The organism is Devosia sp., assembly GCF_025809055.1.
In the GTDB taxonomy this organism is placed as follows: domain Bacteria; phylum Pseudomonadota; class Alphaproteobacteria; order Rhizobiales; family Devosiaceae; genus Devosia.
Window position 1 is genome coordinate 1,881,377 of the sequence record NZ_CP075529.1, and the last position, 18,149, is coordinate 1,899,525.

Below are 18,149 nucleotides of genomic sequence, written 5' to 3' on the forward strand. Positions count from 1 at the left end.
CATGGCCTTTGCCCGCAGCCGCCGCCGTCAGGAAGCCAACTACTGGCCCGGCTTCGTCGATGCCCTGTCGAGCCTCTTGCTCGTCATCATCTTCATGCTCAGCCTGTTCATGCTGACCCAGTTCTTCCTCGGCCAGGAAATCCAGGGCCGCGACACGGCGCTGGCCCGGCTCAACAGCCAGATCGCCGAACTCACCGAATTGCTGCAACTGGAACGGGCCAATTCCGACGACCTGACCTCGCAGCTGGCCACCCTGACCGCGACCCTGGCCGGGGCGCGCAGCGAGAACGAGCGGCTGACCGGACAGCTATCCGGAATTGGCGCAGGCATCGGCGACCGCGACTCGACCATTGCCGGTCTCGAATCGGACCTGCTCGAAACCCAGCAATTGTCCGATGAGGCCAATGCCCAGGTGGCGTTGCTCAACCAGCAACTGGCGGCCCTCAGGACCCAGATCGCGGCGCTCGAAGGCGCGCTCGAAGCCTCGGAAAGCCGTGATGCGGAATCGCGCACCCAGATCGCCGATCTGGGCCGCCGCCTCAACCTGGCGCTGGCCCAGCGCGTGCAGGACCTCTCCCGCTACCGCTCCGATTTCTTCGGCCGGCTGCGGGAAATTCTCGAAACCCGCGCCGATGTGCGGGTGGTGGGTGACCGCTTCGTGTTCCAGTCGGAAGTGCTGTTCGATCCGGGTCAGGCCGATATCGCCTCCGACGGCCTGCCTGAGCTCGATGCCCTGGCCGACGCCATCCTGCAGCTGGAAAACGAAATCCCGGACGACATCAACTGGGTGCTGCGCATCGACGGCCATACCGATAGCCGGCCGATCTCCAATGCCCGCTTCCCGTCCAACTGGGAATTGTCCGCCGCGCGCGCCATTTCGGTCGCCCAGTATCTGGTCTCGCGCGGGGTCGCACCGGCCCGGCTGGTGGCCGCTGGTTTCGGTGAGTTCGCTCCGCTGGACACTGGCACCACCGAGGAAGCCTACCGCCGCAACCGCCGCATCGAGTTCAAGCTGACCGAAGGCTAGCCGGGCGAGACGCTGGGCCCGGCGGCCTTAACCTTAATGTGATCAGCCCCAAATCCTGTTGCGCCGCGGCAACGCCACAAAAAAGCCAGGATTCCTGCCACATCCGCGCCCCAATAGGCAAAGATTAACCACGCTGGCACACCGGCTTTTAAGATTAAGCGCGGTAAATGCTGCGCTTAACATTGTCGCTTTTTCCGAGGAGCCTCCCGTGGTCCTTCCTGCCCCCATCACTACCGCTTTGCGCGCCGCCGCGATGCTGTTTCTCGTCGTTACCATCGCAGCCTGTTCGCGCAGCGCCGACAATGTCGGCATGACCGGCGTCGGCAATACCGGCCCCGGCGGCGGTGCCCCCGGCAGCCAGCAGGAATTCATCGTGACTGTGGGCGACCGCGTGTTCTTCACCACCGATTCGAGCTCGCTGACCAGCGAAGCCATGGCCACGCTCGACAAGCAGGCCCAGTGGCTCAATCAATATGCCAATTACCGCATCATGATCGAAGGCCATGCCGACGAGCGCGGCACCCGCGAATATAATATCGCGCTGGGCGCCCGCCGCGCCTCGGTCGTGGTCAACTATCTGGTGTCCCGCGGCGTCAACGCCCAGCGCATCCAGAGCCAGTCCTTCGGCAAGGAACGCCCGGTCGCGATCTGTAACGACATTTCGTGCTGGAGCCAGAACCGCCGCGCCGTCACAGTCGTGCAGTAAACCATGGCTCTCCGCTGACGCGGACAGCCCACAATCCAGTGAAAACTGGAGGCAAGAACGCCCGGAGCCAACTAAATGGCCCGGGCGTTTTCTTTTGACCAAATTTGGCCTTTATCAACGGGCCCATAGCACCCATCTTTGCCGCATCGATGCAACGGAGGCCGGCTTGACGCTCAAGAAACTGAAAATTTGGGGACGCGCGGCCCTTTGCGCCCTGGGTGTAGGGTTCAGCGCCCCGGCAGCGCAGGCCCAGACCGTGCTGCCGCCGGGCGAACTCAGCGGCCTGTCCTTCAACAATGATGGGGGGCGCATTCTGGTCGCCCAGTCGGACAATGCGCAGCTCATGGTGCGTATCCAGCAGCTCGAAGAACAGATCCGGACGCTCAACGGGCAGGTCGACGGCCTGACATTCCAGCTGACCCAGCTTCAGGAAATCCTCAACCGCCTGCAGGAAGACAGCGAATTCCGCTTTCAGGCGCTGGAAGGCGGTGCTGGGGGAAAAACTGATGCGGCAACCCAACCGGGCGGCGTGACGCAGCCCGAGGCGTTGCCGCAGAACCCCGGCGAGAATACAGGCACCGAAGCCCCCTTGACCGATATCCCCGAGCAGGGCGTGCAGCCCCTGCCCGGCGAGCAGGAATTCGACCCCACCTTCGACGATGGCTCGGCTGAATCCGCCGACCCCCTGGTCGGCACTGGCCAGACCGGCGGCATCGACCTGGCCACCGGCCAGCCGCTCGATCTCTCCTTTGACCCGGCCCTGGCGCAGACCGGCAATGCCGACGCAGATGCCCAGTTTCAGGCCGGCTATGATGCGCTGGTTCAGGGCGACTACGCCTTTGCGGACGAACAGCTGAGCCAGTTTGCCGATCTCTATCCGGATGATCCGCGCATTCCCGATGCCGCCAGCTGGCGTGGCGATGCTCTGATGGGCCAGGGCGCCTATGCCGAAGCCGCCGATGTTCTGGTGGACGCCTTCCAGAAATATCCCGACCATGAGCGGGCTCCCGAGCTCCTGCTCAAGCTTGGCATGTCCCTGTCCGGCGCCGGTGAAGCCGAAACTGCCTGCCGCACCTTTGCCGAGATAGACCGCCGCTTTGCTGTCCCGACGCCCGAATTCCAGACCCAACTGGCGGCAGAAAAGGCGCGCGCCCAATGCCCGGCGGGCTGACGCCGGATCTCGGCGATCCGGCGGCGCTTGAGGCCCTGTTCAGGCCGGCTGCATCTCACAAGGCAATCGGGCTGGCCGTCTCGGGCGGGCCGGATAGTCTTGCGCTGATGCTTCTGGCGCAGCGCTGGGCCGAAAGCCTCGGCGCCTCCGCGCCGCGGTTCATCGTCTATGCCGTCGATCACCAGTTGCGACCCGAGGCGGCCGACGAAGTGGCGATGGTCGCGCGCCATGCCGCGGAACTGGGCCTCAGCTTTCGGGGCCTGACCTGGACCGGCGATAAGCCCAGCTCCGGCCTCCAGGAAGCGGCACGACAGGCCCGCTACGGGCTCATTCGCGACGCCATGGCGGCCGAGGGCGTCGACCTGCTGCTCACTGCGCATCATCGCGCCGACCAGGCCGAGACGGTGCTCATGCGCCTGGCCCATGGCAGTGGCATGGAGGGGCTCAAGGGCATGTCGGCGCGGTCAATGGTTGATGGGCTCGACCTGTTCCGGCCGCTGCTCGACGTCGAGCCTGCCGCCCTTGCGCGCATTGTCGAGGCCGCCGGCTGGCAGGCTGCCCAGGACCCCTCGAACACCGACACCGACTATGAACGGGTGCGCTGGCGCAAGCTGCTGCCGGCCCTCGCAGCCGAAGGCCTCGACGCGGCAACCCTGTCGCGCTTTGCCCAACGCATGGGCGAGGCCGACCGGGCTTTGGCTGATCTCACCGATGCCGCCTTTGCCGAAATGGTGCAACTGGATGGCTTTGGCGCCGCCAGCCTGCCCGGCAAGGACCTGCTGGCCCTGAGCCCCGCCATCGGCCGGCGGCTCCTGGCGCGCATCGTCAACATCGTGGGCGGCCGCCAGAAACCCCATGCCCTGGGTCAGGTCGAACGGCTCTACGAGCAATTGGAAACCGAAGGGCTGGCGCGCGGCGTCACCCTGCTTGGAGCCATTGTCCGCAAGCGGGGCGATGCCCTCACCATTTCGCGTGAACCCGGCCGCGCCTTGCCACCGGATCGGGGCCTGGCGCCGGGTCAGCACCTGGTCTGGGACGAGCGGTTTCTCATTCGGAACGTGTCGTCGAGCGCCGGGCTGGTCGCCGGGGCGGCCGACTTCATGCCGCGCCACCGGATCGAGGAAGTGCTCGGATTCCGCGTCACCTCGCCATCGGAAGCCATCCGCACCGCGCCGCTGGTGCGGGACGCCGAAGGCGGCGTGCTGGCACTTGGCGGCTGGTCGTTTGACGAACGCATCACTGTTCAGCTGCTGATCGACTAGATTATTCTGGCGTTCAAATTGGTCGGTGGCTCCGGCGGCTGCCGGGTGGGAGACCTCATGGTGAGCTTGTCGAACCACGAGGTCGAGCACGTGGAGGATCTGATGGCACGACCTCGTCCTTCGACAAGCTCAGGATGAGGTCTACTTTTGGCCCTGCCGGCTAGGCGCGAGGTGCGGTAAAACACGCTGGACCACTTCACGATAGGACTGAAACGACGGAGCCTTCCCTTCCCCCTGAGGGGAGAAGGTGGCGCGAAGCGCCGGATGAGGGGTTCACACTCACGGTACTTGCCGAGAGGCTTTCACCCCTCACCCCATCCCTCTCCCCTGAGGGGAGAGGGGGCAATGGAGGCGATGGTTCAGTTTAACAGTGAACGCTCTAAATCTGATGCACCGCGCCCTGGGCAACCACCGGGCCGGTCGGCACGCCTTCGGGCGCCCCGCCCTTGGGTTCGAGCGTGATGGCAAGGACCGAGCCTTCGCCCCAGCCGGAGCGAACCTGTTCGCTCAGTTCCACCGTGGAGCGGGCATTGACCGGGATGACGCCCATGGAAATGGGTGCATCGCCCCCCTGGATGGCCCAGAGCTCGAGGTCGCGGTCGGGAACATCGGTTCCGGACAGGGCCGTCAGGCGCACCGCGCCGGTGCCGTCATAAAGAGCCAGGAACCGCACATCGCTGCCCTCAGCCTCAAGGGCCGCCACCAATTGCGTGGTGAGCGCCGTCACATCCGGCGCCGGCTGCACCAGATTGAACCCGATGGCGGCAATGGCAACCGCCATGGCCCCGGCGGTGATGCCGCGCCACAAGGCCAGGCTATCCCAGAAGGAGCGGCGCTCGACCTCGCCGAACAGGCGCGATTCGATGCTGGAAAGCACATGGCCCGGCGGCTGGGCCTCGGCGAACTCGCCATCGAGCGCGGCAAAGCGGCTGGACCAGAAGTCGCGCTCTGCCGCCAGTTTTGGGTCCGCGGCGATCAGCCGCTCGACCCGGTCATGCTCGGCCGGCGGAAGCAGGCCGAGGACATACTCGGCCACCATCACTGGCTGGCCGCCCTGTCCTGCAATGTCCTGTTTCTCGCTCATGCTGTCATGCACTCTCGTAGTTTGATCAGGCTGCGCCGCAGCCATGTTCGCATCGTATTGATCGGCACGGAATGGTGTTGTGCCAACTCTTCATAACTATAGCCATCAAGATAGGCCCCGCGCACCGCTTCGGCCCGGTCTGCCTCCAGGGTTGCCAGGCATTCCTCGATCCGCCGCCCGTCTTCGCTGGCCTGGGCCATGCGTTCGGGATCGGGCGCATCGTCCGCAATGTCCAAGGCCTCGTCGATATCCTTTGACACCGGGCGCCGGGCCCGCAGGATATCCAGACAATGGTTGCGGGCCACAGCCACCAGCCATGAAATCGGACTGGTATTGCCCCTGATATAGCGATCGGCACGTTGCCAGATCTTGACGTAAATCTCCTGAATGGCTTCTTCGGCTTCCGCCTTGTCCCTCAAGATACGCAGGGCAACCCCAAACAGTTTCGCGCTCGTCCGCTCATAGAGCGTGCGAAAGGCTTTCCGGTCGCGCAGTGCGCAGCGGGCGATCAGATCGGCGACTTCCGCCGACTGTGTCGTCATGGACATGGATTACCTGCCTCCCAGGCCCGGGACCGATCCGAACCATTTGAACCATAACGCGTTTGGGACGCAATTGGATCACTGCCATGTTTTTCGGCAAAGGCGATTTTATCTGCGGCGAAAATCGACTAGACCCTTTGCCTGACCCCAGTCCTTACCAGGGAGCCAGAACGCCATGTCCAACGACGCCCCCTCCACCGACCGTTTCAGCCACGATGCCGGCATCCTCGCCCAGGCGCTCCCCTATATGCAGCGCTACGAAGGCAAGACGGTGGTGGTGAAATATGGCGGCCACGCCATGGGCGACGCTGCACTCGGCCAGGCTTTCGCGCGCGATATCGCCTTGCTCAAGCAGTCCAAGGTCAACCCGATCGTGGTGCATGGCGGGGGCCCGCAGATCGCCTCCATGCTGAAAAACCTGGGGATCGAATCCAAGTTCGAGGGCGGCCTTCGCGTCACCGACCAGCGCACCATGGAAGTGGTCGAAATGGTCCTGGCCGGCTCGATCAACAAGGAAATCGTCGCGCTGATCAATGCCGAGGGCGAATGGGCCATTGGCCTCTGCGGCAAGGACGGCAACATGGTCTTCGCCAAGAAGGCGGAAAAGACCATCAAGGATCCCGGCTCCAATATCGAGCGCGTGCTCGATCTCGGTTTTGTCGGCGAGCCGGTCGAGGTGGATCGCACCTTGCTCGACCTGCTGGCCCGCTCCGAGCTCATCCCGGTGATTGCCCCGGTGGCGCCGGGCCGCGACGGCAATACCTACAATATCAACGCCGACACCTTTGCCGGCGCCATTGCCGGCTCGCTGGGCGCCAAGCGCCTCCTGTTCCTCACCGACGTGCCGGGCGTTCTGGGCAAGGACGGCAAGCTCATTCCCGAACTCACGGTGCGCGATGCCAAGGCCCTGATCGCCGACGGCACCATTTCGGGCGGCATGATCCCCAAGGTCGAAACCTGTCTCGAGGCGCTGGATAATGGCGTCGAGGGCGTCGTCATTCTCAATGGCAAGACCCCTCATGTCGTGCTGGTCGAGCTGTTCACCGAACACGGCGCCGGCACGCTGATCGTGCGCTGACCATGGCAGGCCGGGCAAAATTTTCGTCTCGCACGGCCGCTGACGCAATGAACGACGCGTGAAATGCCTACCCGGCAAGTCGGGTAGCGGCTATGTTCCCCCATCCTGACCGGGAGGCGGAATGGGTTCGGATTTTTTCATCTTCGCGGCGGTGGGCTTTCTCGCGCAGATCGTCGACGGCGCCCTGGGCATGGCCTATGGCGTGGTCAGTTCCACCATGTTGCTGAGTTTCGGCGTCCCGCCCGCGGCCGCGTCCGCCAGCGTCCATGCCGCCGAAATGTTCACCACGGCCGCTTCCGCCACCAGCCATGTCAGCCACCGCAACGTCAATTGGCGTCTGTTCTGGCGCCTGGCCCCGGCCGGCATCCTGGGGGGCATCCTGGGCACCTATGTATTGACGGCCATTGACGGCGCCGTCCTGCGCCCGTTCGTCACCATTTATCTCGGCCTGTTGGGCGTTTACATCCTCTACCGCGCCTTCCGCGTCCGTGCGGCCTATTCCGAACCCAAGACCGGCGTCGTGCTGCCCCTGGGCGTGGCAGGCGGGTTCGTGGATGCGGCGGGCGGTGGTGGCTGGGGCCCTATCGTGACGTCCAGCCTGATCGGCTCGGGCGGGGCGCCGCGCTATGTCGTGGGCACCGTCAACACGGTGGAATTTTTCGTCACGACAGCAGTATCGGTCGCCTTCATCACGGCCCTGGTCACCGGTCACTGGGAAGAGGCCGATGGCATTGGCCAGCATCTGTGGTCCGTTGCCGGTCTGGTCGTGGGCGGCTTGCTGGCGGCACCGCTTGCCGGCTTCGTGGTGCGCATCATTCCCGCCCGGAGGCTCATGATCCTGGTTGGCGGCCTGGTCATGGCCATGGCCATCTACCAGACCTGGCAATTGTTGAGCTAAGGCTTGCCGCTGTCCGGTGCCGGAAGGGCCTCAAGCCTCTTGCGCATGTCCTCCTGAATGTCGATCGACTGGCCCAACAGCCTCGAAAAGGTCTTGAGGTCGTCCTCGGACAGGCCGGACAGCATGGTATTGCCGGCTTGCTGCAGGGGCGTGTAGGCGGTCCGGATCAAGTCTTCGGCCGCCTTGGCAAGACCAACGAGCACCCGCCGCCGGTCCGCAGGATCGGGTCCGCGGCTGACAAAGCCTCGCGCTTCAAGCCGATCCACCAGAGCCGTAACCGCTGCCGGCGTCAGCTGCGTCGCGTGGGCGATGGCGCTGGCCGACTGCGGGCCACGCGCCAGAAAGCTCAGGCATAGCCTTTCCGATGCCGCCAATTTCCATCGCCGTCCCACCGCTTCATCGAACCGCTGCGCGGCTTCCTGCCAGCGCATGATGCGCTCGCCGACCTCGTTGACGAGCGCGGACGTCCGCAGCTTGACATTTAGTTCATCCATCTTATTATTCGATCATCTAATTATTAGGATATCTAAGTGTCGCAGATCATCAAATCATCATCAAGCCAATCCACGAAAATTGCCATTCTTGGCGGTGGTATCGGCGGCCTGAGCCTCGCGCTTGCCCTTCATGCCAGGGGTTTCCGGCCGACCGTGTTCGAGCAACGGCCCCAGGCCCGCAGCATTGCCGACGGGCTGTTTCTCACGCTGGCGCCGAATGGCGTCAACGCCCTCCGCGCACTCGGACTGTCCGACATTGTGGCGGCCGAGGGCATTGTCATGGCCGGCCTCGCCATCCACAACGAGCGGGGCCGACGCCTGATCGCTGTGGACTATTCCACGCACGCCACCCGCTTTGGCGCCCCATCGGTGACCATGCGGCGCGGCGCCTTGCAGGCGATCCTTCTCGATGCAGCCAATCGCGCGGGGCTTGACCTGCGGCAGGACATGGCCATCGACAGGGTTGCCGAAACCGGAAGCGGCGTTACCCTTCACGACGCTGCTGGCCGCGGTGAAGCCTTTGACCTGCTCGTTGCCGCCGACGGCATCTGGTCGCGCGCCCGCAGGGATATTTTCCCCGCCTTGCCGTCGCCGTCCTATACGGGCCTAGTCGGCACGGGTGGCTTCGTGGACATGCCCGATGCCCCCGATACCGGCGGCGTCATGAATATGTGTTTCGGGCACCGGGCCTTTTTCGGCTTCATGAAGGCGGCAGGCGGGCCGCTCTATTGGTTCGGCTCGCACGCCGCCAGCGAAGCCGAAGCCCGCACCCAGGCGACACCGGAGGCCGCAGCGGCACACCTGCGCACGCTCTACAGCCGCGATCCGCTCGGCATTCCGGACATAGTCGGCAGGGTCACCAGCCTTCCCAGCCAATACCCGATCTACGACATGCCTGAACTGTCCAGGTGGCACACCGACCGGGTGTGCCTATTGGGCGATGCAGCCCATGCGGTGGCACCCCATTCCGGGCAGGGCGCCTCGATGGCGATGGAAGATGCATTGGTTCTGGCAGCGGCTATCGAAAGCGAAGAACAGCCCCGGGCCGCCTTTGCGCGGTTTCAGGCGCTGCGGCAGCAGCGGGCCGGCAAGGCGATCAAGCTGGGCCGGTTCTCCGGCGAACAGAAGCGAGCGCAGGGCTGGCTCGCCCTGCGCTTCAGGGACCTGGTCCTCCCCATCGTCATGCCGATGGGCGTGCGAGCCCAGGAAAGCCTGTTCGCCTATCGTGCCGACCGCGATCCGCTGGCGCCGCCGGTCTGAGCAAATCAGGCTTCGGCGGGGACCGGAACGGGCGGATGGGCCGGTTGCTGTTTTCCAGGGCCCTTGAAGAAGAAGGCCAGGACCAGCACCAGTCCGAAGGAAATGACCTGATACCAGAGGGCCAGCGCCGCAGACTCCGCGAATGCGGATTGCGGGGTGGCGCCGGTGGCAAAGGCACCGCTCAGATGGGTGAAGAAGATTTCACCGATCAGCGCCACGCCCAGCGCCCCGCCGACCTGCTGGAATGCCTGCAAGGCACCCGACCCCGCCCCGGCGTCACGCGGCGGCACGCTGCGCAGCACCAGTTGGAAGAGCGAGGAAAAGCCGAGACCCAGCCCGATGCCGGCAATCAGCAGGGGCAACAGGAAAGACATGCCGTCAATGCTCTGCCCAACCCCGGCAATAATGAAGTGCAGCCAGCCAATGCCAAAAGTCAGCAGCCCGCCAGCGGCCGCAAGGCGCCCGCGCAGGTAACGCGCGCCGAACCGGCCGGCGATGAAGGAGGCAATGAGGACCCCGACGGAGAACGGCGTATTGGTCAGACCCGACTGCAACGGGCTGAATCCGAAGCCCGATTGCAGCAGCAGCGAAATGACCATGAACATGCCCGGAATGCCGGAGGCAAACACGGTGACCACAAAGGCTCCGAACATGAACTCCCGGCTGCGCAGGAGGTCATAGTTCAGCAATTGCGGCTCACCGGCACGGGCCCGCCGGCCCTGCCAGGCGAAGAACGCGATCAGCAGCGCGAGCCCGGCGCCGATCATGCCGAAGGCCCAGAGCGGCCAGCCATAGGCACGGCCCTCGACGATCGGAAACACCACGGCCACGATGCCGAGGCCGAACAGGCCGATGCCCACAAAGTCGTTCTTCAGTTCGGGATGGCCGGGCAGATTGGGAATGAGGAACCAGCCCGCGATCACCGCCGCGATGCCAATCGGCACATTGACGAGGAAGATCGGCTGCCAATCCAGCCCGAACAGATTGGCGTCGATGAGCAGGCCACCCAGAATGGGGCCGCAGACCGACGCCAGGCCGGCGGACAGGCCGAACAGCGAAAAGGCCTGTCCGCGCTCGTGCGGCGGAAAGGTCACCGTTGCGATGGCCAGCACCTGTGGCGTCATCATCGCACCTGCGAGCCCCTGCAGCACGCGCGCGCCGATCAGCATTTCGATGGACGACGACATGCCACACAGGGCCGAGGCCACGGTAAAGGCGCTGACCCCGAGCAGGAACATGCGCGTGCGTCCGACAATGTCGCCCAGCCGGCCGAAGGGCAGGAGCCCCAGGGCAAACGCCAGGACATAGGCCGCGACAACCCATTCGATCTGATTGTCGGTCGCACCCAGGCTATCCCGCATGGAAGGCAGCGCCACATTGACGATGGTCACATCGATCAGGTTCATGAAATTGGCGATCAGCAGGATGGCCAGCGACAGCCAGCGGCGCTGATCTGGAGACGCTTCGGAAGCGGTTGCGGACATGGTTCAGTTCCGTTCGGTAGCGGGCGTGGCAAAGGCCCGTTCGATTTCGTTCAGCACCGCGACTGCCGCGTCGCGGGGCGAATGTGAAAGGCGCAGTCCGGAAACCGCGCCGATGAAGACAAGGGCCGCGCCGGCCGGATCGATATCGGCCCTTAGCGTTCCGTCACTGATCCCCCGCTCGAAAATGGCCTCAAGGGCAGATCGCCAATGGCCGGTCATGGGCTCGATGATCGCGGCAACCGCCGGATCGCGCCGCGACCGTTCCACCAGTTCGGACATGATCTGCAGCCGGTCCGGGGCCTCGGCGAGCGTTTCGAGCACGTCCTCCATTTCGAGGCGCAATTGCGCAAGACCGGACAGGTCCGCGCGCGGCCGGCGCAGGCCCTGTTCGCGGAACTCGTCGCGCAGGCTCTCGGCAACCAGTCTCACCAGGGCCTCTTTGGTGGGCACATGGTAGTGCAGGGTCGCGATATTGATGCCGACACGGGCGGCGATGTCGCGTGTGCGCAGCCCCTCAAGGCCGCGCTCGACGATGATCGCCCGGGCCGCCCGCGCGATGGCGAGGCGGCGATCATCGCCGCTTTCCCGATTTCGGTTTTCGCTCTGCATGACGCTGGCATAGCGGCTCCCAATTGCTAAATCAATCAGTTGATTGAGACAGGTCAGCTATGCGTCGCCCGCATCGCGTCCGGAGCTGAGCCAACCAGCATACGTTGACAAGCTGCGTCAGCAGGCGGCATCACCCATGCCAGGAGCCCGACCATGACCGACTATGTGCGCAAGATACTGACCTCGTCCGTTTATGAAGTTGCCGAGCAGACCCCGCTGGAGCGGATGGAACTGCTGTCCGAGCGGCTGAGGCGCGATATTCTGGTCAAGCGGGAGGACCTGCAGCCGGTTTTCTCCTTCAAGATCCGCGGCGCGCATAACCGCATCGCCCATCTCACCCCCGATGAACGCCGGCGCGGCGTGATCTGCGCCTCGGCCGGCAACCACGCGCAGGGCGTAGCGCTGTCGGCCACGCGGGCCGCCATCCGGGCCGTCATCGTCATGCCCACGACGACGCCGGTGATCAAGGTCAATGCAGTGCGGCGGCTGGGCGGGGAAGTGGTGCTGTTCGGCGACGGCTTCGACGCCGCCCGCGCCCATGCCGCAACGCTGGCCGAACGGCATGGCTATGTCTTCGTGCATCCATTTGACGATCCCGACGTCATTGCCGGACAGGGTACGGTGGGCCTCGAACTCATGCGCCAGCATCCGGGCCCGATCGGCGCCATCTATGTGCCGGTCGGTGGTGGCGGGCTGGCCGCCGGCATTGCCAGTTTCGTCAAATTCCTGCGCCCCGAGATCAAGGTCATCGGCGTCGAGCCTGAAGAAGCGGCGAGCATGAAGGCGGCCATTGCCGCCGGAAAGCCGGTGCCGCTCGACCAGGTGGGCCTGTTTGCCGACGGCGTGGCCGTTCGGCAGGTGGGCGAGGAAACCTTCCGCCTGTGCCGGGACCTGCTCGACGATATCGTGACGGTCAGCGCCGACGAAATCTGCGCTGCGATCAAGGATATCTTCGATGACCACCGCGCCATTACCGAACCCGCGGGCGCCCTGGCGCTGGCCGGTCTGCGCCGGCACGTGGAACTGGGCCAGGCGGTCGAGGGGCCGCTGATCGCCATCAATTCCGGCGCCAATGTCAATTTTGACCGGCTGCGCTACGTTGCCGAGCGCGCCGAGATCGGCGAACGGGCGGAGGCCCTGTTGGGGGTCACCATCCCTGAAATCCCGGGCAGCTACCGCGCCTTCATCCGCCTCATCGGCAGCCGGGCGATCACCGAGTTCAACTATCGCTACGCCTCCGGCGCCAATGCCAATATCTTCGTGGGGGTCAAGCTGACGCGCGGCGACGCCGAAAAGGCCGAGATCATCGACCTTTTGACCGCACACGGCCTGACCGTCACCGACATGACTGACAATGAGGTGGCAAAACTGCACGCCCGGCACATGGTCGGCGGCCGCGCCAAGGGCCTCACCGATGAACGAGTGTTTCGCTTCCAGTTTCCCGAGCGGCCGGGAGCGCTCCTCAAATTCCTCGAAGGCCTCAACGACGCCTGGAACATCTCCCTGTTCCACTATCGCAATCACGGCGCCGACTATGGCCGCGTGCTGGTCGGCGTGCAGGTGCCGGCCGACACCGACAAGGACTTCATTGACCATATTGACGCGATTGGCTTTCCCTATTGGGACGAAACGGAAAATCCGGCCTACAGACAATTCCTGCATGCGCCGTGACCATCCCCCGAAACGGGGTTGGACATCTCAGTGAAATATGGCCCATGTACTGCCAATTGTCGCATTTCTGCCGCTTAGCCATTGAAACAGTGCCCGCAAGGGGCGATCTGCTCATCCACAGGGCCATTACCGGGGTGCACCGGCACCGGGCCTTTTCATTCTCAAGAGGGACAAACTCACCATGTTGAAGACCAAGACGACCAGCCTGATGCTTGCCACCGGGCTTGCGGGCTTCGCCTTCGTTCAGCCGGCCCTGGCACTGGATGCCGAGGCTTTCGTCAAGCGGATCGAAACCGTTTATGCCACCATGGGCTACACCCTGGACTTCGGCGCGGCCACCGCCAGCGGCGACACCGTCACGGTCGACGGCGTCACCGTTTCGCTTGAAGGCACCCCGGAATCATTCAGCTTCGACACCGAACTCACCTTCTCGGGCGTCACCGAATTCGAAGACGGCAGCTACACCGCCGACAGCCTGACCGTGCCGGATGTCGATACCGAATTTGCCACCGACCCGGTCGGCCACGTGACCTTTACCGACATCCTGGTCAGCGACATCTGGCTGCCGCCGGAAGGCGACGTCACCATCGTGGACGCGCTGCAGGCCTTTGCCAGCATCACCACCGGCCCGCTGTCGGTGACCCGCGACGGCGAAGAGGTGATCGCGATCGAATCCATGTCGCTGGTCTCCGACTTCACCTATGACGCCAATGATGCGCTCGAGCAGGCCAATTCCGATCTCCAGATCTCCGGCATCTGGGCCGATCTCAGCACGGTTAGCGAGGAAGAGCCCGAAGCCGGTGCCGTCATCGAGGCCCTTGGCCTGACCGAAATCAACGGTAGCATTTCTCAGATTTCGTCCTGGAATGTCGCGACCGGCGATATCGTCATGGATGAGTTCCTGTTCGACTTTGCCGATATCGGCGCGCTCGACATCACCATGGACCTGGGCGGGTTCACCCCCGCAGTCATGGACAAGATCTACGATCTGTCCGCAGCCAGCGCCGAAGCCACCAGCGAAGAGGCCCAGGCCCAGCAGATGATGGTGGGCATGGAACTGCTGCAGGCCCTGAGCCTCACCAGCGTGTCGGTCCGCTATGACGATGCCTCGCTCGCCGGCAAGCTGCTCGACATGTTCGCTGCCCAGTCCGGCGTGGAACGCGCCGAGTTCGTCGAAATGCTCAAGGGCATGGTGCCGGACATGGTCAACGAGGCCGGTATCCCGCCCCTGACTGATCTTGTCGTGCCGGCGGTCAACGCCTTCCTCGACGACCCGCAGAACTTTGAAGTGGCGGTGCGTCCCTCGAGCCCGACCAGCCTTCTGGTGCTGAGCGCCGCCGCCGCCAATCCGGCCGGCCTCATTTCCGCGCTCGGCCTCACCGTGACGGCAAACCAGCCGGCCGAATAAACCGAACTGGACGGGGGCCGCCACCGGCCCTCGTCCGCCGCTTCTGATCACCGTCTTGCGAGATGAAGCCTTCATCATTATTTGCCATGATGAAGCCATGACCTCTCCAGCCGCATTCAGCCACATCACCGACTGGGTCTTTGACCTCGACAACACGCTCTATGCGCGTGAGTGCAACCTGTTCGCCCAGATCGACACCCGCATCACCCACTATGTCATGGGCGTGACCCAGCTCGAATTCGCCGCAGCCAGGCTCCTCCAGAAGGACTATTACCGCGATTTCGGCACCACGCTGAACGGGCTGATGCAACGCCATGCCATCGACCCGGACCATTTCCTCAACACCGTCCACGCCATCGACTATTCTCCCGTCGCGCCGCATCCGGAGCTGGTCGAGGCGATCCGTGCCCTGCCCGGCCGCAAGTTCATCCTGACCAATGGCGACACCGGCCATGCCCGCTCGGTTCTCGACCGGCTGGGTGGAGGCGACCTCTTCGACGACGTGCACGACATTCGCGCCATGACCTATGTGCCCAAGCCGCACGAGGCCGCCTATGACGGTTTCCTGTCGCGGCACGGCATCGACCCGATGCGGGCGATCATGTTCGATGATCTGGAAAAGAACCTGCTTGTGCCCCACAACAAGGGCATGGCCACGGTGCAGGTCGTGGCCGGTGACGATTTCACCCACGATCAGGTCGATGCATGGGAGCTCAGCCGGACCACCGGAAATCACGTGCATCACGTGACCGCCGACCTTGCCGGGTTCCTGCGGGCAATCAACTGAACCACCTGAATTTTCCAGCTGCCGTCCCCTTCCCGGCATCACCGCGGCGCACTACATTGCCGGCATGACCGACCTGCCCGGGCGGCGCCCGCCGCCCCTTCCCGAAGAAAATCCCAGCCTCAGGCAACGCCTCGAAAACCTGGCCCATCTCGGCCGGCTCGTCGCGCAGATCTGGCGCACCAGCCCCGCCCTGATGCTGGCCAGCATCGGCCTGCGCCTGATCGCCGCCCTGCAGCCCATCGCCGTGCTCTATGTCGGCAAACTGATCGTCGACGAAGTGGTCCGGTTGAGCGGTCTGGGTGTCGAGAGCCACGACCTGGCGACGTGGTGGAATGATGGGCTGCTCAATACGGTCGCCGTGCTGCTCGTCATCGAACTGGCCCTGGTGCTGGTCAACGACATCATCGGCCGCGCCACCAGCCTCGTCGACTCGACCCTGTCGGAGCTGCATTCCAACCAGGTCAGCATGGAATTGATGGCCCATGCCGCCCGTCTCGATCTCTGGCATTTCGAGAGCGCCGAATATCAGGACCGGCTCGAGCGGGCCCGCCGCCAGGCCGCCGGCCGCAATGCCCTTCTGAGCCAGATGTTCGGCCAGGGGCAGGACATCATCACCGTCATAACCCTGGCCGCCGGCCTCTTCGTCTATGCGCCCTGGCTGATCCTGCTGCTGCCGCTGAGCTTCATCCCGGCCATCTGGGGCGAAACCCGGTTCAACACCCTGGCCTATATGGTCAGCCGCTGGCGCACGCCGGAACGCCGCGAGATCGAATATCTTCGCCATATCGGCGCCAGCGCCGAGACGGCCAAGGAGGTCAAGCTCTTCGGCCTCGGCTCCTACCTGATCGAGCGTTTCCGCGTGCTGGCCGCACAGATTTTCATCGAGAACCGCCGGGTGGCAACGCTGAGGGCGTTCTGGGGCACGATTTTCGCCGCCATTGCCAGCCTCGCCTACTACGCTGCCTATGCATTCATCGTCTGGCGCACCATTGCCGGCGAGTTCACCCTGGGCGACCTGGCCTTTCTCTCAGGCTCGTTCCTGAGGCTCAATGGCCTCTTCCAGAAAATCCTGCTCGGCTTCACCCAGATTGCCGGACAGTCGATGTATCTGGACGACCTCTTCTCGTTTTTCGAGATCGAGCCCACGATCCTGGCGCCAGAACAGCCCAAGCCATTCCCGGTGCCCATCGCCCACCAGATCGCTTTCGAAAAAGTGGGCTTCCGCTATCCGGAAAGCGACCATTGGGTCGTGCGCAACCTGTCCTTCACCCTGCCCGCTGGAGAAACGCTGGCGCTGGTGGGCGAGAATGGCGCCGGCAAGACCACGATCGCCAAGCTTCTGACCCGGCTCTACGATCCCACCGAAGGGCGCATCACCATCGATGGCATTGACCTGCGCGACATGGCGCCGGCTGATATCCACGCGCATGTGGGCGTCATCTTCCAGGATTTCATCCGCTACAGCTTCACGGCCCGCGACAATATCGGCGTCGGCCGGATCGAGGCGCGCGCGGACCAGTCGCGCATCGACCAGGCCGCCGAGCAGAGCCTTGCGGACGGGGTCATCGCCAAATTACCCAAGGGCTACGACCAGCAATTGGGGCGCCTGTTCAAGCAAGGCCGGGACCTTTCGGGCGGCGAATGGCAGAAGGTCGCCATTGCCCGCGCCTATATGCGCGACGCTGAACTGATCATTCTGGACGAGCCGACAGCAGCGCTGGACGCCAAGGCGGAGGCCGAAGTGTTCGCCCGGTTCAAGGGTTTGGCGCAGGGCAAGAGCGCCGTCATCATCTCGCATCGCTTTTCCACGGTGCGCATGGCCGACCGCATCCTGGTGCTCGACAATGGCGCCATTCTCGAACAGGGCAGCCACGCCGAGCTGGTGGCCATGGGCGGCCGCTATGCCGAGCTATTCGAGCTGCAGGCCGCCGGCTATCGCTGAGCATCGACTGGCCAAGCCGTCCGAACCGCCTTACCAAAGGCGAGCAGCAAGCCTGAGGAACGCGCGTGCCTCTACCCGAAGACAATTACATCACCGTCATCGCCGAGACCTATCGCCTGTTGGGTGATCCCACCCGGCTCAAGGTGGTGCTGACCTGCCTTGAAGGGCCAATTGCCGTGGGCGACATCGCCCGGGTCACCGGGGCCAGCCCGTCCCTGGTCAGCCATCACCTGCGCCTGCTGCGCGCGGCCCGGCTGGTCCGCGGCACCAGGCGCAACAAGCAGGTTCTCTACCAGGCAGCAGACGATCACATCGCGCGGATGCTCACCGACATGCTGGCCCACGCCATGGAAGATCACGAAGCCGGGGACGACGACGAGAGCTGACTGGGCGGGTGGATCGGACCTAGAACGCTTCACCCTAAACTGAACCATGGCCTTCATCGCCCCCTCTCCCCTCAGGGGAGAGGGATGGGGTGAGGGGTGAAAGCCTCTCGGCAAAAACGCGAGTGTGAACCCCTCATCCGGCGCTTCGCGCCACCCCGGATCAAGTCCGGGGCAGGCTCTTCTCCCCTCAGGGGAGAAGGGAAAGGCTCCGTCGTCTCAGCCCTATCGTGAAGTGGTCGAAGCGACAATTCCTGTTGACATGTACATATGAACGATTATTCATATGTACATTCAAACCAAGGATTGCCGATGCCTGCCGCCAGTCACAATGGGGACCATT

At 64.2% G+C, this 18,149-nt stretch carries 17 protein-coding genes; 12 read left to right on the top strand and 5 right to left on the bottom strand.

All coding sequences use genetic code 11. The features are described 5' to 3' along the window. Nucleotide 1: 1 nt before the first annotated feature. From KIT02_RS09145 to tilS, 4 genes are all read left to right on the top strand, one after another. Nucleotides 2–1,027: a peptidoglycan -binding protein gene (locus KIT02_RS09145; RefSeq protein WP_297577110.1), complete on the top strand. Its 1,026-nt coding sequence runs from the start codon at nt 2–4 to the stop codon at nt 1,025–1,027. A 253-nt stretch (nt 1,028–1,280) separates the two neighbouring features. Next, entirely contained in the window at nt 1,281–1,733 is a 453-nt protein-coding gene (gene pal / locus KIT02_RS09150; RefSeq protein WP_297585186.1) for a peptidoglycan-associated lipoprotein Pal, read from the top strand. Between the two features lie 166 nt (nt 1,734–1,899). Next, nucleotides 1,900–2,904 (top strand): tetratricopeptide repeat protein, encoded by a 1,005-nt coding sequence (locus tag KIT02_RS09155; RefSeq protein ID WP_297577112.1) that lies wholly within the window; start codon nt 1,900–1,902, stop codon nt 2,902–2,904. Continuing rightward, complete coding sequence (gene tilS / locus KIT02_RS09160; RefSeq protein WP_297577114.1) at nt 2,889–4,166, top strand: tRNA lysidine(34) synthetase TilS; 1,278 nt, start codon at nt 2,889–2,891, stop codon at nt 4,164–4,166. Before KIT02_RS09155 ends, tilS begins: the two co-directional genes overlap by 16 nt. A gap of 379 nt (nt 4,167–4,545) precedes the next feature. Here tilS and KIT02_RS09165 read toward each other — a convergent pair whose 3' ends face one another. Further along, nucleotides 4,546–5,250: an anti-sigma factor gene (locus KIT02_RS09165; RefSeq protein WP_297577116.1), complete on the bottom strand. Its 705-nt coding sequence runs from the start codon at nt 5,248–5,250 to the stop codon at nt 4,546–4,548. Beyond that, nucleotides 5,247–5,792 carry a sigma-70 family RNA polymerase sigma factor gene (locus tag KIT02_RS09170; protein ID WP_297585188.1) on the bottom strand — a complete coding sequence of 182 codons (546 nt, stop codon included), beginning with the start codon at nt 5,790–5,792 and terminating at the stop codon, nt 5,247–5,249. Before KIT02_RS09170 ends, KIT02_RS09165 begins: the two co-directional genes overlap by 4 nt. 175 nt (nt 5,793–5,967) lie before the next feature. Between KIT02_RS09170 and argB the strand changes: the two genes are divergently transcribed. Both argB and KIT02_RS09180 read left to right on the top strand, forming a co-directional pair. Beyond that, entirely contained in the window at nt 5,968–6,870 is a 903-nt protein-coding gene (gene argB, locus KIT02_RS09175; protein ID WP_297577118.1) for an acetylglutamate kinase, read from the top strand. A gap of 121 nt (nt 6,871–6,991) precedes the next feature. Beyond that, on the top strand, nt 6,992–7,768 hold the full coding sequence (locus KIT02_RS09180; RefSeq protein ID WP_297577120.1) for a sulfite exporter TauE/SafE family protein: 777 nt from the start codon (nt 6,992–6,994) through the stop codon (nt 7,766–7,768). Here KIT02_RS09180 and KIT02_RS09185 read toward each other — a convergent pair. Further along, nucleotides 7,765–8,262, bottom strand: coding sequence for a MarR family transcriptional regulator (locus tag KIT02_RS09185; RefSeq protein WP_297577122.1), 498 nt, complete (start codon nt 8,260–8,262; stop codon nt 7,765–7,767). The two genes, KIT02_RS09180 and KIT02_RS09185, sit on opposite strands and share 4 nt — an antisense overlap. Before the next feature lie 36 nt (nt 8,263–8,298). On the opposite strand from KIT02_RS09185, the gene KIT02_RS09190 reads away from it, so the two are divergent. Further along, nucleotides 8,299–9,522: an NAD(P)/FAD-dependent oxidoreductase gene (locus KIT02_RS09190; RefSeq protein ID WP_297577125.1), complete on the top strand. Its 1,224-nt coding sequence runs from the start codon at nt 8,299–8,301 to the stop codon at nt 9,520–9,522. A gap of 5 nt (nt 9,523–9,527) precedes the next feature. On the opposite strand, the gene KIT02_RS09195 is transcribed toward KIT02_RS09190, so the two are convergent. Together KIT02_RS09195 and KIT02_RS09200 are read right to left on the bottom strand one after the other, a co-directional pair. Beyond that, on the bottom strand, nt 9,528–11,006 hold the full coding sequence (locus tag KIT02_RS09195; RefSeq protein ID WP_297577127.1) for a DHA2 family efflux MFS transporter permease subunit: 1,479 nt from the start codon (nt 11,004–11,006) through the stop codon (nt 9,528–9,530). A gap of 3 nt (nt 11,007–11,009) precedes the next feature. Next, nucleotides 11,010–11,615 (bottom strand): TetR/AcrR family transcriptional regulator, encoded by a 606-nt coding sequence (locus KIT02_RS09200; protein WP_297577130.1) that lies wholly within the window; start codon nt 11,613–11,615, stop codon nt 11,010–11,012. A 153-nt stretch (nt 11,616–11,768) separates the two neighbouring features. Between KIT02_RS09200 and ilvA the strand changes: the two genes are divergently transcribed. The 5 genes from ilvA (at nt 11,769) to KIT02_RS09225 (ending at nt 17,809) form a co-directional block, all read left to right on the top strand. Beyond that, nucleotides 11,769–13,286 (top strand): threonine ammonia-lyase, biosynthetic, encoded by a 1,518-nt coding sequence (gene ilvA, locus KIT02_RS09205; RefSeq protein ID WP_297577132.1) that lies wholly within the window; start codon nt 11,769–11,771, stop codon nt 13,284–13,286. A gap of 181 nt (nt 13,287–13,467) precedes the next feature. After that, a complete protein-coding gene (locus tag KIT02_RS09210; RefSeq protein ID WP_297577133.1) occupies nt 13,468–14,694 on the top strand; it encodes a hypothetical protein in 1,227 nt (408 codons plus the stop codon). Nucleotides 14,695–14,791: 97 nt separating this feature from the next. Further along, nucleotides 14,792–15,481 (top strand): pyrimidine 5'-nucleotidase, encoded by a 690-nt coding sequence (locus KIT02_RS09215; RefSeq protein WP_297577135.1) that lies wholly within the window; start codon nt 14,792–14,794, stop codon nt 15,479–15,481. A gap of 64 nt (nt 15,482–15,545) precedes the next feature. Then, on the top strand, nt 15,546–17,423 hold the full coding sequence (locus KIT02_RS09220) for an ABC transporter ATP-binding protein (protein WP_297577136.1): 1,878 nt from the start codon (nt 15,546–15,548) through the stop codon (nt 17,421–17,423). Nucleotides 17,424–17,488: 65 nt separating this feature from the next. Further along, nucleotides 17,489–17,809 (top strand): metalloregulator ArsR/SmtB family transcription factor, encoded by a 321-nt coding sequence (locus tag KIT02_RS09225; RefSeq protein WP_297577138.1) that lies wholly within the window; start codon nt 17,489–17,491, stop codon nt 17,807–17,809. Nucleotides 17,810–18,149 lie beyond the last annotated feature (340 nt).